15 protein-coding genes are annotated in these 15255 nt (G+C 72.2%); 11 read left to right on the plus strand and 4 right to left on the minus strand.

Annotated elements, in window-relative coordinates; all coding sequences use genetic code 11:
• The first annotated feature begins 1 nt into the window (after position 1).
• From modA to glpX, 4 genes are read left to right on the plus strand one after another with little or no spacing between them, the layout of a single operon-like run.
• Positions 2–772, plus strand: coding sequence for a molybdate ABC transporter substrate-binding protein (gene modA / locus JT721_RS02615; protein WP_205471342.1), 771 nt, complete (start codon positions 2–4; stop codon positions 770–772).
• On the plus strand, positions 769–1575 hold the full coding sequence (locus JT721_RS02620; RefSeq protein ID WP_307827854.1) for an ABC transporter permease: 807 nt from the start codon (positions 769–771) through the stop codon (positions 1573–1575). Before modA ends, JT721_RS02620 begins: the two co-directional genes overlap by 4 nt.
• A complete protein-coding gene (locus JT721_RS02625; protein WP_307827855.1) occupies positions 1572–2624 on the plus strand; it encodes an ATP-binding cassette domain-containing protein in 1053 nt (350 codons plus the stop codon). The genes JT721_RS02620 and JT721_RS02625 overlap by 4 nt, the downstream gene beginning before the upstream one ends.
• A 10-nt stretch (positions 2625–2634) precedes the next feature.
• Complete coding sequence (gene glpX, locus JT721_RS02630) at positions 2635–3672, plus strand: class II fructose-bisphosphatase (protein ID WP_205471343.1); 1038 nt, start codon at positions 2635–2637, stop codon at positions 3670–3672.
• Here glpX and JT721_RS02635 read toward each other — a convergent pair.
• Entirely contained in the window at positions 3637–4500 is an 864-nt protein-coding gene (locus JT721_RS02635) for an alpha/beta fold hydrolase (protein ID WP_205471344.1), read from the minus strand. The two genes, glpX and JT721_RS02635, sit on opposite strands and share 36 nt — an antisense overlap.
• Before the next feature lie 99 nt (positions 4501–4599).
• Here JT721_RS02635 and JT721_RS02640 point away from each other — a divergent pair, with 99 nt between their 5' ends.
• On the plus strand, positions 4600–5553 hold the full coding sequence (locus tag JT721_RS02640; protein WP_307827856.1) for an alpha/beta hydrolase: 954 nt from the start codon (positions 4600–4602) through the stop codon (positions 5551–5553).
• Positions 5554–5598: 45 nt separating this feature from the next.
• On the plus strand, positions 5599–6879 hold the full coding sequence (locus JT721_RS02645) for a DUF4032 domain-containing protein (protein ID WP_240340041.1): 1281 nt from the start codon (positions 5599–5601) through the stop codon (positions 6877–6879).
• A gap of 22 nt (positions 6880–6901) precedes the next feature.
• On the opposite strand, the gene JT721_RS02650 is transcribed toward JT721_RS02645, so the two are convergent.
• Positions 6902–7984: an ABC transporter ATP-binding protein gene (locus JT721_RS02650; protein WP_205471347.1), complete on the minus strand. Its 1083-nt coding sequence runs from the start codon at positions 7982–7984 to the stop codon at positions 6902–6904.
• A 193-nt stretch (positions 7985–8177) separates the two neighbouring features.
• Between JT721_RS02650 and JT721_RS02655 the strand changes: the two genes are divergently transcribed.
• The 4 genes from JT721_RS02655 to JT721_RS02670 are packed head-to-tail and all read left to right on the plus strand — an operon-like array spanning position 8178 to position 12549.
• Positions 8178–9512, plus strand: coding sequence for an extracellular solute-binding protein (locus JT721_RS02655; protein WP_205471348.1), 1335 nt, complete (start codon positions 8178–8180; stop codon positions 9510–9512).
• Complete coding sequence (locus tag JT721_RS02660; protein ID WP_307827857.1) at positions 9509–10465, plus strand: sugar ABC transporter permease; 957 nt, start codon at positions 9509–9511, stop codon at positions 10463–10465. Before JT721_RS02655 ends, JT721_RS02660 begins: the two co-directional genes overlap by 4 nt.
• A gap of 4 nt (positions 10466–10469) precedes the next feature.
• On the plus strand, positions 10470–11300 hold the full coding sequence (locus tag JT721_RS02665) for a carbohydrate ABC transporter permease (protein WP_205471349.1): 831 nt from the start codon (positions 10470–10472) through the stop codon (positions 11298–11300).
• 4 nt (positions 11301–11304) lie between these two features.
• Positions 11305–12549 (plus strand): ABC transporter ATP-binding protein, encoded by a 1245-nt coding sequence (locus JT721_RS02670; RefSeq protein ID WP_205471350.1) that lies wholly within the window; start codon positions 11305–11307, stop codon positions 12547–12549.
• Between the two features lie 34 nt (positions 12550–12583).
• Here the strand turns inward: JT721_RS02670 and JT721_RS02675 are convergent, their stop codons facing one another.
• Entirely contained in the window at positions 12584–13201 is a 618-nt protein-coding gene (locus JT721_RS02675) for a DUF1707 domain-containing protein (protein WP_205471351.1), read from the minus strand.
• Positions 13202–13237: 36 nt separating this feature from the next.
• On the opposite strand from JT721_RS02675, the gene JT721_RS02680 reads away from it, so the two are divergent.
• Positions 13238–14944 (plus strand): fumarate hydratase, encoded by a 1707-nt coding sequence (locus tag JT721_RS02680; protein WP_205471352.1) that lies wholly within the window; start codon positions 13238–13240, stop codon positions 14942–14944.
• Positions 14945–14962: 18 nt separating this feature from the next.
• Here the strand turns inward: JT721_RS02680 and JT721_RS02685 are convergent, their stop codons facing one another.
• Positions 14963–15202: a hypothetical protein gene (locus tag JT721_RS02685; protein WP_205471353.1), complete on the minus strand. Its 240-nt coding sequence runs from the start codon at positions 15200–15202 to the stop codon at positions 14963–14965.
• Between the last annotated feature and the right edge of the window lie 53 nt (positions 15203–15255).

The following is a 15255-nucleotide window of genomic DNA, read 5'->3' on the forward strand; positions in this document are numbered from 1 at the left end:
CGTGGGCACCCGACCGGTCCTCCCCGCCCTGGCGCTGGGCCTCGCCCTGGCGGCCGTGGGCTGCGGTGGTGCCGGTGGCGACGAGGACGGCACGACCCTCACGGTCTACGCCGCCGCGTCGCTCACCGACACCTTCGAGCAGGTCGCCGACCGGTTCGAGGCCGAGCACGACGGGGTCGAGGTCGAGCTGGCGCTGGGCGGCTCCTCCGAGCTGGCCGCCCAGCTGGTGGAGGGCGCCCCGGCCGACGTGTTCGCCTCGGCCGACACCCCCACCATGGACCGGGTGGTCGACGCCGGCCTCACCGCCGGGGACCCGCAGCCGTTCGCGAGCAACACCCTCCAGGTCGCGGTGCCGCCCGGCAACCCGGCCGGGATCGGGTCGCTCGACGACCTCGGGGCCGACGGCGTGCGGGTCGTGGTGTGCGCCCCGGAGGTGCCGTGCGGCGCCGCCGCACGCCGGGTCGCGGAGGCCGCGGGCGTCTCGCTCTCCCCGGTCAGCGAGGAGCAGAAGGTGACCGACGTGCTCGCCAAGGTCACCACGGGCGAGGCCGACGCCGGCCTGGTCTACGTCACCGACGTGGTCGCCGCGGGCGACGCCGTGGACGGCATCGAGGTCCCGGAGGCCGCGGAGGTCGTCAACGTCTACCCCGTGGCCACGTTGGCCGACAGCGACGACCCCGACCTCGCCCGGGCGTTCGTCGACCTGCTGCTGGGGCCCACGGGCCAGCGCGTGCTCGCCGACGCGGGGTTCGCCCCCGCACCCGTCCCGTGAGCGGGACGACGGACACCACGACGGGCGGCCGGCCCGGCGTACCTTCCTGGCTGCTGGCCCCGGCCGCGCTGGGGGCCGCCTTCGTGCTGCTGCCGCTGGTGGCGGTGGTGGCCCGGGTCGACTGGACCGACTTCGGCTCGCTGGTCACCTCCGAGGCGTCCCGTGCGGCGCTCTCGCTGAGCCTGCGCACGTCGTTGGTCTCGACCCTGCTCTGCCTGCTGCTCGGGGTGCCGATGGCGGTGGTGCTGGCCCGGCTCCGGTTCCCGGGCCAGGGGGTGCTGCGCGCCCTGGTGCTGCTGCCGCTGGTGCTGCCGCCGGTGGTGGGCGGCATCGCGCTGCTCTACACGTTCGGTCGCCGCGGCCTGCTCGGCGAGACCCTCGAGGTGCTGGGCGTGCAGGTGGCGTTCTCCACGGCCGCGGTCGTGCTGGCCCAGACCTTCGTGTCCCTGCCGTTCCTCGTGGTCAGCCTCGAGGGCAGCCTGCGCAGCGGCAGCGAGCGCTACGAGGTGGTCGCGGCGACGCTCGGAGCCGGCCCCACCACCGTGTTCCGCCGGGTGACGCTGCCGCTGGTGCTGCCGGGACTGTTCTCCGGCACGGTGCTGGCCTTCGCCCGCGCGCTCGGCGAGTTCGGCGCGACCGTGACCTTCGCCGGCAGCCTCCAGGGCACCACCCGCACCCTGCCGCTGGAGATCTACCTGCGCCGCGAGAGCGACGTCGACGCCGCGGTCGCGCTGTCGCTGGTGCTGGTGGTGGTAGCGGTTGTCGTCATCGGCGTGGCCCGGCCCGGACGGGCCGCCTCGTGAGCGCCGCGACGGGCGGGGCGCTGGAGCTCGTCGTCGACGTGCCCGAGCGCGACGTCCGGGTCGAGCTTGCGGTGGCCCCCGGCGAGACCGTCGCGCTGCTCGGGCCCAACGGCGCCGGCAAGTCGACCGTGCTGGCGGTCGCCGCCGGGCTGCTACGCACCGGCGCCAGCCGGGTGGTGCTCGACGGCCAGGAGCTCACCGGCGCGACGTTCGTGCCGCCCCACCGGCGGCGGGTCGCGCTGCTCGCCCAGGAGCCGCTGCTCTTCCCCCACCTCGACGTGCTCGAGAACGTCGCGTTCGGGCCGCGCAGCGCGGGCGCCGGGCGGGCCGCGGCCCGGGATCGGGCGCGGCACTGGCTGGCCGAGCTCCGGGTGGCCGAGCTCGCCGGGCGCCGACCGGCCGCGATCTCGGGCGGCCAGGCACAGCGGGTCGCGGTCGCCCGGGCGCTCGCCGCCGAGCCGGGGCTGCTGCTCCTCGACGAGCCGATGGCCGCCCTCGACGTCGCCGTGACCCCGGCGCTGCGGCAGACCCTCGCCCGGGTGCTGGCGGACCGGTCGGTGCTGGTGGTGACCCACGACGTGCTCGACGCGCTGCTGCTGGCCGACCGGGTGGTGGTGCTCGAGGGCGGCCGGGTCACCGAGCAGGGTCGCGCCGCCGACGTGCTGGCCCGGCCGCGCAGCGGCTTCGCGGCGTCGTTCGCGGGCCTGAACCTGGTGGCCGGCACCTGGCGCGACGGCGCGGTCGTCGGTCCGGGCGCCCGCCTCCACGGCACCGTCGGCGACGACGCCCCGGCCGAGGGCGGCGAGGCGGTGGCGGTGTTCCGCCCGTCCGCGGTCGCCGTGCACGACGAGCCGCCGGGAGGCAGCCCACGCAACGCGCTGCCGGTCACCGTCACCGAGGTCGAGCCGCTCGGCGACCGGGTGCGGGTGCGCGCCGGCGAGCTGTCCGCCGACGTCACGCCCCACTCCGCCGCCGCGCTCGACCTGGTGCCGGGGAGCCGGGTGGTGTTCACCGTCAAGGCGACCGAGGTCGCCGTCCACGCCCGGTAGGGTTCGGGTCATGGCCGACAGCACCCGCCTGCCCGAGTCGTTCCAGGTCTCCCCGGCCTCCCCCGACCGCAACCTGGCCCTCGACCTGGTCCGGGTCACCGAGGCGGCCGCGATGGCCGCGGCCCGCTGGGTCGGTCGCGGCGACAAGAACGGTGCCGACGAGGTCGCGGTCAACGCGATGCGGGTGATGATCTCCACCGTCCCCATGGACGGCGTGGTCGTGATCGGCGAGGGCGAGAAGGACAACGCCCCGATGCTCTACAACGGCGAGCGGGTCGGCGACGGCACCGGCGCCGAGTGCGACGTGGCGGTCGACCCGATCGACGGCACCACGCTGACCGCGAAGGGGATGAGCAACGCCGTCGCCGTGCTCGCCGTCGCGCCCCGCGGCTCGATGTTCGACCCGTCGGCGGTCTTCTACATGGAGAAGCTGGTCACCGGGCCCGAGGCCGCCGACGTCGTCGACATCCGCAAGCCGGTCGCCGAGAACATCGCCCAGGTCGCCAAGGCCAAGGGCACCAGCCCCTCCGACGTCACCGTCGTGCTGCTCGACCGGCCCCGCCACGCCGGGCTGGCCGAGGAGATCCGCGCCACCGGCGCCCGGATCAAGTTCATCGTCGACGGCGACGTCGCCGGCGCGATCTCCGCCGCCCGGCCCAACAGCGGCGTGGACCTGCTGCTCGGGATCGGCGGCACGCCCGAGGGGATCATCGCGGCCACCGCGATGAAGTGCGTGGGCGGCGTGATCCAGGGCCGGCTGTGGCCCACCGACGACGACGAGCGCCAGCGCGCCGTCGACGCCGGCCACGACCTCGACCCCGACACCATCCTCACCACCGACCAGCTGGTGACCGGCGACGACTGCTTCTTCGTCGCCACCGGCATCACCGACGGCGACCTGATGCACGGCGTCCGCTACCGGGCCGGCGGCGGGTGCACCACCGAGTCGCTGGTGATGCGCTCGCGCACCGGGACCATCCGGTCGATCCGGTCGGAGCACCAGCTGCAGAAGCTACGCGCTTTCGCCGCGGTCGACTTCGAGAGCTGACCCGGCCGGCACGGCGCCCAACCGGGCGCCCGCGGCGTGCCTCGTGAGGGCCGCGATCACCTCGTCGACGACGCGGGGGTCGAGGGCCATGCCGACGTGGCTGGTCGAGACCTCGACCGCGTGCGCCTCCGGGTCGATGCAGGCCCGCCAGTCGACGATGCCGTCGTTGCGCGACCAGATCGCGGTGAACCCGGTGCCGGCGGGCACCGGCGCGCGGCTCTCGTCGAAGCTCTGCCGTGCGCAGCTGCCGCCCACGCACTCCTCCGACATCATCCCCGGCAGCCCGGCCCGGCTCAGCCGCACCAGCACCTCGACGGCGGTGGTGAGCACGGGGTGGTGGGCGCCCGGCGCGAGCATCGGGCTGCCCAGGGTCACGATCCCGGAGATCAGGTCGGGCCGGCGCACTGCCAGGCCGCGCGCCAGCAGGCCGCCCAGGCTGTGCCCGACCACCTGCACCCGACCGCCGCGCTTGATCGCGATCGACTCGATCCGGCTCTCGAGCTGGGCGGCGGCGTTGAGCGTGCACCCGACGTTGGCGTGGATGTGGGAGGTGTAGGTGCGGAACCCGTGGCGGCGCAGCACCCGCGACATCATGGTCAGGGTCAGGTCGCCGGCGAGGAAGCCGGGCACCAGGATCACCGGGTCGCCGGCGCGCCGCAGCGACCGCCCGGTGTACGCCGTGGCCCTCTCCGCACGCCGCTCGGCCACGAGACGGGAGGCGAACCGGGCGCCCTCGGCCACCACCGCCGCCTCCTTGACCACGTCGCCGAGGCGGGGGCGGGCGAACCCCTCCGGCAGGAGGAACTGGCCCAGCGGGGATGCGTCCACCCGTCGAGGCTACGGGCCCGGGTGCCCGGAGGTGACGACATTCACGTCCTCGCCTCCCCGCGTGGCGCCCGCCCTTGCCCGATGCTGTTGAATCCGCGTGTGCCCGCACGACGCCGTTCGACCGCCCGCTCCAGCTCGTCGCGGGCCGAGCCTCCGCGCGAGGTCGCGGTCTCCGAGGAGCTGTTCGCCCCCGTCGACAACGGCATCGAGCTCTGCTACCAGACCTTCGGCGACCCCGCCGACGAGCCGCTGCTGCTGGTGATGGGCCTGGGTGGCCCGATGACGTGGTGGGACGCCGACCTGTGCCGCACGCTCGCCGAGCGCGGCTTCTTCGTGGTGCGCTACGACAACCGCGACACCGGCCGGTCGAGCCGCGCGGCCGGGCGGGTGCGCCGCGACGCGCTGGTGCGGGCGTTCGCCGGGCTGCCCACCCGGGCGCCGTACGCCCTCACCGACCTGGCCGCCGACGCCTTCGGGCTGATGGACCACCTCGACCTGCCCGCCGCGCACGTCGCCGGCGTCTCGATGGGCGGCATGATCGCCCAGACGATGGCGATCACCACGCCGTCGCGGGTGCGCTCGCTGACCAGCATCATGTCGACGACCGGCAAGCGGTCGGTCGGGTGGCAGCACCCCAGCCTGCTCCCCACGCTGCTGGGCCGCCGCCCGGGCCGCGAGGCCTACATCGCGACCAGCGTGCGGCTGTGGCGGCTGATCGGCTCGCCCGGCTACCCCCAGACCGAGGAGCAGACCCGCGCCCGGGCCGCCGAGACCTGGGACCGCGGCATCAGCCAGGCCGGCGTGCTGCGCCAGATGCTCGCGATCCTGACCTCGCCCGACCGGGGCCCGCGGCTGCGCTCGCTGAAGGTGCCGACGCTGGTCGTCCACGGGCTCGCCGACAAGATGGTGCACGTCTCCGGCGGACGCGCCACCGCGCTCGCCGTCCCGGGCGCCGAGCTGCTGCTCATCGACGGCATGGGCCACGACCTGCCGCCCGCGCTCCACGAGACCCTCGCCTCCGGCATCCGCCGCACCGCCGACCGCGCCGGCTGACCCACCCGCACCGGGCACCGGGTGTGCCACGCTGGGCGGGTGCGGATGAACCTGGCGAGCGGGCCGGACCCCACCGACCTGCTCGGGCTGCCGTGGTCGACCCCGCTCGAGCACTGGCCGCCGGAGTACTTCGAGTCGCTGCCGCGAGGGATCTCGCGGCACGTGGTGCGCTTCGTGCGCGTCGGCGGCACGGTCTTCGCGGTCAAGGAGACCCAGCGCGAGATCGCCGAGGTGGAGTACGACCTGCTGCGACGGCTCTCGCGCAAGCGGGTGCCGGCCGTGCAGGCGGTCGGCGTCGTCGCGGGCCGCGCCACCCCCGACGGCGAGCCGCTGGCCGCCGCGCTCATCACCAAGCACCTGCACTTCTCGCTGCCCTACCGTGCGCTGTTCTCGCGCCGGATCGACCCCGACCTGGAGCGCAAGCTCCTCGACGCGCTGGCCGAGCTGCTGGTCAAGCTGCACCTCGCCGGGTTCGCCTGGGGGGACTGCTCGCTGTCCAACACGCTGTTCCGCCGTGACGCGGGCGCACTCGCGGCGTACCTCGTCGACGCCGAGACCGGGAAGCTCGAGGAGAGCCTGTCGCGCGGCCAGCGCGAGTACGACCTCGACCTCGCGCGCACCAACCTCGCCGGGGAGATGCTCGACCTCCAGGCCGCCGGCCTGCTCGGCGAGCAGGTCGACCCGGTGGCCACCGCCGACTCGGTCGTGGCGCGCTACGAGCGACTCTGGGCCGAGCTCACCCAGCCGCTGACCTTCGTGGCCGGGCAGTGGGACACCGTCGACCAGCGCATCCGGCGCCTTAACGAGCTGGGCTACGACATCGGGCAGATCGAGGTCAGGGAGCAGGAGGACTGCCCCGAGGTGCTGGTGCAGACCCAGGTCGTCGAGGCCGGTCACCACCAGCGCCGGCTCCAGGAGCTCACCGGCCTCTCGGTGGGCGAGAACCAGGCGCGGCGGCTGCTCAACGACCTCGACAGCTTCCGGGCCCAGGCGGTGATGCCGGGCAACGACGTCGACGACGCGGTGCTCGCCCGGCACTGGATGACCGACGTCTTCGAACCGGTCGTCGAGTCGGTGCCGCGCGAGCTCAAGGCCAAGCTCGAGCCGGCCGAGGTCTTCCACGAGGTGCTCGAGCACAAGTGGCACCTCTCGGAGGCGTTCGGCCGCCCGGTCACGCTCGACGACGCCGCCCGCTCCTACGTCGACAACGTGCTGCGCTTCCGTCCCGACGAGGAGGCGATGCTCGACTCCTCGCTGATGGGGGTGGGCAGCCTCGACGACGCCGTCGACGCCGTCGACGACACCGCCGACGGCGCGCCGGGCTGAGCCCGCCCGGCGCGCCGCGCGGTCACTCGGAGAGCCGGACCCCGGTCTCGGTGTCGAACACGTGCACGTGCTGGGGGTCGGTGGTGACGTGCAGGACGTCGCCCTTGCGCACCGTGTCGCGACCGCTCACCCGCACGATCACGTTGGCCGGCGTCCCCTCCACGTCGCTGGTGCCGTAGGCGTAGCCGTCGGCGCCGAGCTCCTCGACCACCGTGACGTTCACCGGGAGCCCGCCCTGCTCGGCGGTCACGACCCGCCAGTTCTCCGGTCGCACGCCGACGGTGACGTTGCCCTCCATCCGGGCCGAGGCCGCGGCGTCGACCGGCACCGTGTAGCCGCCGAGGCGGACCACGCCGTCGACGGCCACGCCCTCCATCAGGTTCATCTGCGGCGAGCCGATGAAGCCGGCCACGAACAGGTTGGCGGGCTTGTCGTAGAGCCGCAGCGGGGTGTCGACCTGCTGGATCTCGCCGAGCATCATCACCGCGACCCGGTCGCCCATGGTCATCGCCTCGACCTGGTCGTGGGTGACGTAGACCGTGGTGACGCCCAGGTCGCGCTGGAGGCGGGCGATGTCGGTGCGGGTCTGCACCCGCATCTTGGCGTCGAGGTTCGACAGCGGCTCGTCCATGCAGAACACCTGCGGGTTGCGGACGATCGCCCGGCCCATCGCGACCCGCTGCCGCTGGCCGCCGGAGAGCGCCTTGGGCTTGCGGTCGAGGTACTCCTCGAGCCCGAGGATGCTGGCCGCCTCCTTGACCCGCAGGTCCTGCTCGGCCTTGGGCACCTTGGCCATCTTGAGCGCGAAGGCCATGTTCTCGGCCACGGTCATGTGGGGGTAGAGCGCGTAGTTCTGGAAGACCATCGCGATGTCGCGGTCCTTGGGCGGGACCTTGGTGACCTCGCGGTCGCCGATGAAGATCTGCCCGTCGTCGACCTCCTCGAGGCCCGCGAGCATCCGGAGGGACGTCGACTTGCCGCACCCCGAGGGGCCGACGAGGACCATGAACTCGCCATCCTCGATCTCGAGGTCGAGGCCCGGCACGGCTGGCGTGTCCGAACCGGGGTACCAGCGCTGCGCCTTGCGAAAGCTGATGCTTGCCATTTTCTCTTGTTTCCCTTCACCGGCAGGTACGTGCCGGACGATCCGTAGTGAAGTGACGTGGGTCACCCTAGACGGTGTGACCCCGGTCCTGACCAGCGGCTTCCGAGGGGTGGACCGGGTTTGGGGGGCTTCCCAGCGGGACATCGGTAGGACACAGTCTGAGTGACGCACACCACACAGGAGGGAGGGCCACATGACGCAGCCCTCGTACGCGACGGCACCGGGAGCCCGCCGACGGCGGCGCGGCAGAGGCCTGGCGGCGGTGGCGATCGGGGTCCTGGCAGCCGGGCTGCTCAGCGCCTGCTCGGGTGACTCCGGCAAGCCGGTGCTGAACTGGTACGTCAACCCGGACGGGGTCACCACCCTGACCGAGCTGGCGAAGCAGTGCAGCACCGATGACTACGACATCGAGATCCAGCTGCTGCCCTCCGGTGCGACCGACCAGCGCACCCAGCTCGCGCGCCGGCTCGCCGCCAAGGACGGCTCCACCGACCTGATGAGCCTCGACCCGGTCTTCGTGGCCGAGTTCGCCAACGCCGGCTGGCTGGAGCCGCTGCCCGAGGACGTCGCCGCCACGGCCACCGACGAGGACGTGCTCGAGGGCGCGGCCGACACCGTCACCTGGGACGACAAGGTCTACGCCTTCCCCCAGTGGGCCAACACCCAGGTGCTCTGGTACCGCAAGTCCCTCGCCGAGGCGGGCGGGCTCGACATGGCGAAGCCGGTCACCTGGGAGCAGGTCATCGACGCCGCGGCCGAGGGCGGCGGCACGGTCGGCGTGCAGGCCAACAAGTACGAGGCCTACGTCGTGTGGATCAACGCGCTGGTCCAGGGGGCGGGCGGCAACATCATCACCGACAACGAGGCCGGCAAGGACGCCTCGGTCGACATCGACTCCGAGGCCGGTGCCGCGGCCGCGACCGTGATCCAGAAGCTCGCGCGCTCCGAGGCAGCGCAGCCCGACCTCACCACCTCCAACGAGGGCACCAGCCTCGGGCTGATGTTCGGCGACTCGCCCGGCGAGTTCATGACCAACTGGACCTTCGTCTACAAGAACTACGAGGGCCTCATCGAGAGCGGCGACATCACCCAGGAGGACTTCGACGACCTCGGCTGGGCCCGCTACCCCGCCACCGTCGAGGGTGAGGAGTCCAAGCCCCCGATCGGCGGCATCGACATCGGGGTGGGCGCCTACTCCAAGCACCGCGACTTCGCCCTCGAGGCCGGGGAGTGCGTCACCACGAGCGAGGCGCAGGTGCAGCTAGCCGTCAACGAGGGCCTGATGCCCGCCCGGGCGTCGGCGTACGACGCACCCGAGCTCACCGAGGCCTACCCCGCCGACCTGCTGGAGCTGTTCCGCACCAGCATCGACAGCGGCGGCCCGCGGCCCAAGAGCGCCTACTACGCGACGATCTCGGCCGCGCTGCAGAGCGTGTGGCACTCGCCCCGCTCGGTCGACCCCGACAAGACACCGGGTGAGTCGGCGAAGTTCCTGAAGGACGTCCTGGAAGGGAAGGCCCTGCTGTGACCAGCACCTACGTCGCCACGGCGGGCGAGCGCGAGAAGCGCGGTGGGAAGAAGCCGGACCTGGTCGAGAGCGACCGGATGCGGGCCGAGAACAGCCTCGGGCGCAAGCTCGTGGTGCCGGCGATCGTGGTGATGCTCATCGTCACCGCGTTCCCGATGCTCCGCGCGCTCTACCTGTCGCTGTTCACCTACTCGCTGACCGCTCCGGAGGACCGCGAGTTCGTCGGCCTCTCCAACTACCTCACGGCCCTGACCGACCCGCTGTTCTGGCGCGACACCGGCGTCACCGTGCTCTACATGCTGGTGACCGTCGCGGTGGAGCTGGTGATCGGGTTCGCGTTCGCGATGGTGATGCACCGGGTGATCTTCGCCCGGGGGGTGATCCGGACCTCGATCCTGATCCCCTACGGCATCATCACCGTGGTCTCCGGCTTCGCGTGGCAGTTCGCGTTCAGCTACCAGAACGGCTTCGTCAACGGCTGGTTGCCGTTCCTCGACAGCGACTTCAACTGGTTCGGGGAATCGACGCCGGCGATCATCGCGATCATGATCTCGGAGATCTGGAAGACCACGCCGTTCATGTCGCTGCTGCTGCTGGCCGGCCTGGCGCAGGTCTCCGAGGACATGCTCGAGGCCGCCCAGGTGGACGGCGCCACCTGGTGGCAACGGCTGTGGAAGGTGATCCTGCCGAACATGCGCGCCGCGATCATGGTGGCGGTGCTGTTCCGGGCGCTCGACGCCTACCGGATCTTCGACAACATCGCCGTGATGACGGCCGGTGCGGTCAACACCGAGTCGATCTCGTTCCTGACCTACCGCCAGACGATCGAGCAGTTCCAGCTCGGCATCGGGTCGGCGCTCTCGGTGCTGCTGTTCCTCTCGGTGCTGCTGATCGCGTGGCTGATCGTGAAGCTGTTCAAGGTCGACCTGGCCGCGGCCCGGCAGGAGGGATGACGCCATGCGCAAGGTAGGGACACTCCTCGGCACGCTCCTCATCCTGGTCTGGTGCCTGCTGCCGGTGGCCTGGATCATCTCGCTGTCGTTCAAGTCGCAGACCGCGATCACCAACGGCAGCCCCGGCTTCTTCCCCAGCGGCGGCGACGGGGCCGGCTGGCAGAACTACAAGGACGTCCTCGACAACGAGCAGTTCCGCAGGGCGATCTTCAACTCCATCGGCATCAGCCTGATCGCCACGCTGCTGTCGGTGATCGTGGCCACGCTGGCCGCCTACGCGATCGCCCGGCTGGAGTTCCGCGGCAAGAAGTTCGTGCTGACGATGGCGCTGGCGATCGCGATGTTCCCGGTCGTCTCGCTGGTGGGCCCGCTGTTCGACATGTGGCGCACCTTCGGCCTCTACGACACCTGGCCGGGGCTGATCATCCCCTACATGTCCTTCACGCTGCCGCTGGCGATCTGGACCCTGTCGGCGTTTTTCCGGGAGATCCCGTGGGAGCTCGAGCAGGCGGCCCAGGTCGACGGCGCGACGCCGTGGCAGGCGTTCCGCAAGGTGATCGTGCCGCTGGCGGCGCCGGGTGTGTTCACCGCGGCGATCCTGACGTTCTTCTTCGCGTGGAACGACTTCGTCTTCGGGATCTCGCTGACCTCGACCGAGAGCGCGAGACCGATCCCGGCCGCGCTGTCGTTCTTCGTCGGGGCCGACCCGTTCAACCGGCCGGCGTCGCTCCTCGCCGCGGGGGCCGTCGTGTCGACGATCCCGATCATCATCATCGTCCTGATTTTCCAGCGCAAGATCGTCGCCGGCCTGACCTCCGGCGCAGTGAAGGGTTGATTCCATGGCTGCCATCGAGATGAAGAACATCGTGAAGAAGTACGGCGACGGCTTCCCGGCCGTCAACGACGTCTCCATCACCGTGGCGGACGGGGAGTTCGTCATCCTCGTCGGCCCGTCCGGCTGCGGGAAGTCGACCCTGCTGCGGATGATCGTCGGGCTCGAGGACATCACCGAGGGCGACATGGTGATCGGCGGCAAGCGGGTCAACGACCTCGCACCCCGCGAGCGCAACCTGGCCATGGTGTTCCAGAACTACGCGCTCTACCCGCACCTCACCGTCTACGAGAACATCGCGTTCCCGCTGCGGCTCGCCGGGGCACCCGACGCCGAGATCGACGAGAAGGTGCGCCGGGCCTCGAGCACCCTCGAGCTCGACGAGCACCTGGACCGCAAGCCGGGCAACCTGTCGGGCGGCCAGCGGCAGCGGGTCGCGATGGGCCGCGCGATCGTGCGCGACGCCGACGCGTTCCTGTTCGACGAGCCGCTGTCGAACCTCGACGCCAAGCTGCGCGGCCAGATGCGCAGCGAGATCTCGCGCCTGCAGAAGAAGCTGGGCATCACCACGGTCTACGTCACCCACGACCAGACCGAGGCGATGACGCTGGGCGACCGGGTCGCGGTGCTCAAGCGCGGCGTGCTGCAGCAGCTGGCCTCGCCCCGCGAGCTCTACACCAACCCGGGCAACCTGTTCGTGGCCGGGTTCATCGGCTCGCCGCCGATGAACTTCCTGCCGGCGAAGGTCGACGGCACCTCGGTGGAGCTGCCGTTCGGCACCGTGGAGATCCCGGCCGACAAGGCCGAGAAGGCGTCCGGGCGCGGCCTGCTCATCGCCGGCATCCGGCCCGAGCACTTCGAGGACGCCAGCGTCGTCGACTCCGGCCGCCAGGGCTCCACCTTCCGCGCCACCGTCGACGTCGTCGAGTGGCTGGGCAACGAGGCCTACGCCTACATCCCCTTCGAGGCGCCCCCGGAGGTGCAGGAGCAGCTCCAGCAGCTCGAGCGCGACCTCGACGGCGACAGCCTGCGCACCCAGCTCGTCGTCTCGCTCGACGGCTCCAGCACGGTCGCCGAGGGCGACGAGGCCGAGATCTGGGTCGACACCACCAAGATGCACCTGTTCGACCCGTCCACCGGCGAGAACCTCACCGTCGACCTGGACAACGCCGGCGAGATCCCGGCGCTGGCCCAGCGCACCGCGGCGGCGCCCGACGGGCCGACGACCCCGTCGGAGAGCGCGACCGCCTGATCCACCCGCCCGCGCGGTCTCGCGGCTCCCCGGCTCAGCCGGGGAGCCCGGGGTGGCCGTCCGGCCGGTGCTTGCGCTCGACGTTCACGCCGCCCCAGAACGCGAAGCCGCGCACCCGCAGCCGCGGCGAGGACGGGCCGAGGCGCGCCTCCACCAACCCGGATGGGCCGGAGTAGCCGCCCATGATCCCGGTGCCCTCGATGACCACGTCGACGTCGGGGCCGACCACCACGTGGGCGCCGCCCATGACCGCGTTGACGGTCAGCACGACCTCGGGGGCGGCGAACCGCGCCAGCCGCAGGTCGAGGTTCGCGCCGCCCATCATCGCGACCACCGTCATCCGTGCCGGCACCGTCCACACCCCGGTGCGGTCCAGGCCGCTCAGCACCGCGAAGTGGCGCTCCTGCTCGCCGGAGCCGGGGGCGACCGCGGTCGTCGCGCGGGAGGGCAGATCGGCGACGAGCGGCGCGAGGTCGGCGTAGACCTTGGCGGCGTAGGCCGCCTCCAGCCGCTGGTCGAGCTCGTCGAGGTCGAGGCGGCCCTCCCCCGCGGCGTCGCGCAGCACCTCGGCGACCTGGTGGCGGTCGGCGTCGGAGATCCGCAGGCGGGACCGCTCGTCGCCCTCGTCCGGAAGCCGGAGCTCTCCCACCATGCGGCCAGCCTAGGCGGTGCGGGATACTCCTCGTTCGTGGCGACGACTCCCGACTTCCTCTACTCCGACCTGCTGCCCCTGGGCGAGGACGACACCCCCTACCGGCTGGTGACCACCGAGGGCGTCTCGACGTTCGAGGCCGGCGGCCGCACCTTCCTCCAGGTCGACCCCGCGGCCATCCGGCGGCTCACCGCCGAGGCGATGCACGACATCTCCCACTTCCTGCGGCCGGCCCACCTGGCACAGCTGCGGCGGATCATCGACGACCCGGAGGCGTCGGGCAACGACCGGTTCGTGGCGCTCGACCTGCTGAAGAACGTCAACATCTCCGCCGGCGGCGTGCTGCCGATGTGCCAGGACACGGGCACCGCGATCGTGATGGGCAAGAAGTCCGAGGGCGTGCTCACCGGCGTCGACGACGCCGAGGCGGTCTCGCGCGGCGTCCACGACGCCTACACCCGGCTGAACCTGCGCTACTCCCAGCTGGCGCCGCTGACGACGTACGAGGAGAAGAACACCGGCACCAACCTCCCGGCCCAGGTCGAGATCTACTCCACGCCGCAGACGAGCGGGAAGCCCGAGTACAAGTTCCTGTTCATGGCCAAGGGCGGCGGCTCCGCCAACAAGTCGTTCCTGTTCCAGGAGACCAAGGCGGTGCTCAACCCCCAGCGGATGCTGGAGTTCCTCGACGAGAAGATCCGCTCGCTCGGCACCGCCGCCTGCCCGCCGTACCACCTCGCCGTGGTCATCGGCGGCACGTCGGCTGAGTTCGCGCTCAAGACCGCCAAGTACGCCTCGGCCCACTACCTCGACCACCTGCCGACCGAGGGCTCGATGAGCGCCCACGGTTTCCGCGACCTCGAGCTGGAGCAGCAGGTGCTGGAGCTGACCCAGTCGTTCGGCATCGGTGCGCAGTTCGGCGGCAAGTACTTCTGCCACGACGTCCGCGTCGTCCGGCTGCCCCGCCACGGCGCCTCGTGCCCGGTGGCGATCGCGGTGTCGTGCTCGGCCGACCGGCAGGCCCTCGGGAAGATCACGCCCGAGGGTGTCTTCCTCGAGCAGCTCGAGACCGACCCGGCGCAGTACATGCCCGACGCCGGCGTGGCCGAGGACATCGCCGGCGCCGGGGACGGGCAGGGCGTGGTGCAGATCGACCTCAACCAGCCGATGGCCGACATCCTCGCGGAGCTGTCCCGGCACCCGGTCAAGACCCGGCTCTCGCTCACCGGTCCCCTGGTGGTGGCCCGCGACATCGCGCACGCCAAGATCAAGGAGCGGCTCGACGCCGGCGAGGAGATGCCCGCCTACCTGCGCGACCACCCCGTCTACTACGCCGGGCCCGCCAAGACGCCCGAGGGGATGGCCTCGGGCTCGTTCGGGCCGACCACCGCCGGCCGGATGGACTCCTACGTCGAGCAGTTCCAAGCGGCCGGCGGCTCGATGGTGATGCTCGCCAAGGGCAACCGCTCCGCGGTCGTCACCCGGGCCTGCGCGACCCACGGCGGCTTCTACCTCGGCTCGATCGGCGGGCCGGCCGCCCGGCTGGCCCAGGACTGCATCAAGAGCCAGGAGGTGCTGGAGTACGCCGAGCTCGGCATGGAGGCGGTCTGGCGGATCGAGGTCGAGGACTTCCCGGCGTTCATCGTGGTCGACGACAAGGGCAACGACTTCTTCACCGACCCCTCCGGCACCGTCACGGTGCCGCTCGGGGGGATCCGGGTCCGGTCGGCCGAGCGGGGCTGACCCCGTCGGTCGGGCGGGTCAGCCGCTGAGGCCGCGGCGCGGCTTGCGCTTGAACAGCGTCTTCCACCACGGGTCCGCGGCACCCCGGTTGGGGTTGGCGTTGGGGCCGGCGGGGCCCTCGTCGGCGTGGCCGGACTCGTCGCTGGGGTTGCCGGCCACCGCCTGGTCGTCCGAGATCGGGGTGTCGGCGGAGCCGGGGTCGAGCGAGGTGACCTCGCTGACCTGGCCGTCGTCGCTGGCGTCGTGTTCCCGGGGCATGCGTGGCCGGTATCCGGAACCCTCGCCGGCACACGTGCGTTGGGCAGGGTGAC

It is taken from the genome of Nocardioides sp. SYSU D00038 (genome assembly GCF_016924665.1).
Lineage (GTDB): Bacteria > Actinomycetota > Actinomycetes > Propionibacteriales > Nocardioidaceae > Nocardioides.

Bases quoted from the DNA above. Each gene is read 5' to 3' on its own strand.
- glpX (WP_205471343.1), top strand. From the start codon at position 2,635: ATGGCCGACAGCACCCGCCTGCCCGAGTCGTTCCAGGTCTCCCCGGCC.
- JT721_RS02645 (WP_240340041.1), top strand. From the start codon at position 5,599: ATGAACCTGGCGAGCGGGCCGGACCCCACCGACCTGCTCGGGCTGCCG.
- JT721_RS02650 (WP_205471347.1), bottom strand. From the start codon at position 7,984: ATGGCAAGCATCAGCTTTCGCAAGGCGCAGCGCTGGTACCCCGGTTCG.
- JT721_RS02655 (WP_205471348.1), top strand. From the start codon at position 8,178: ATGACGCAGCCCTCGTACGCGACGGCACCGGGAGCCCGCCGACGGCGG.
- JT721_RS02665 (WP_205471349.1), top strand. From the start codon at position 10,470: ATGCGCAAGGTAGGGACACTCCTCGGCACGCTCCTCATCCTGGTCTGG.
- JT721_RS02670 (WP_205471350.1), top strand. From the start codon at position 11,305: ATGGCTGCCATCGAGATGAAGAACATCGTGAAGAAGTACGGCGACGGC.
- JT721_RS02675 (WP_205471351.1), bottom strand. From the start codon at position 13,201: ATGGTGGGAGAGCTCCGGCTTCCGGACGAGGGCGACGAGCGGTCCCGC.
- JT721_RS02685 (WP_205471353.1), bottom strand. From the start codon at position 15,202: ATGCCCCGGGAACACGACGCCAGCGACGACGGCCAGGTCAGCGAGGTC.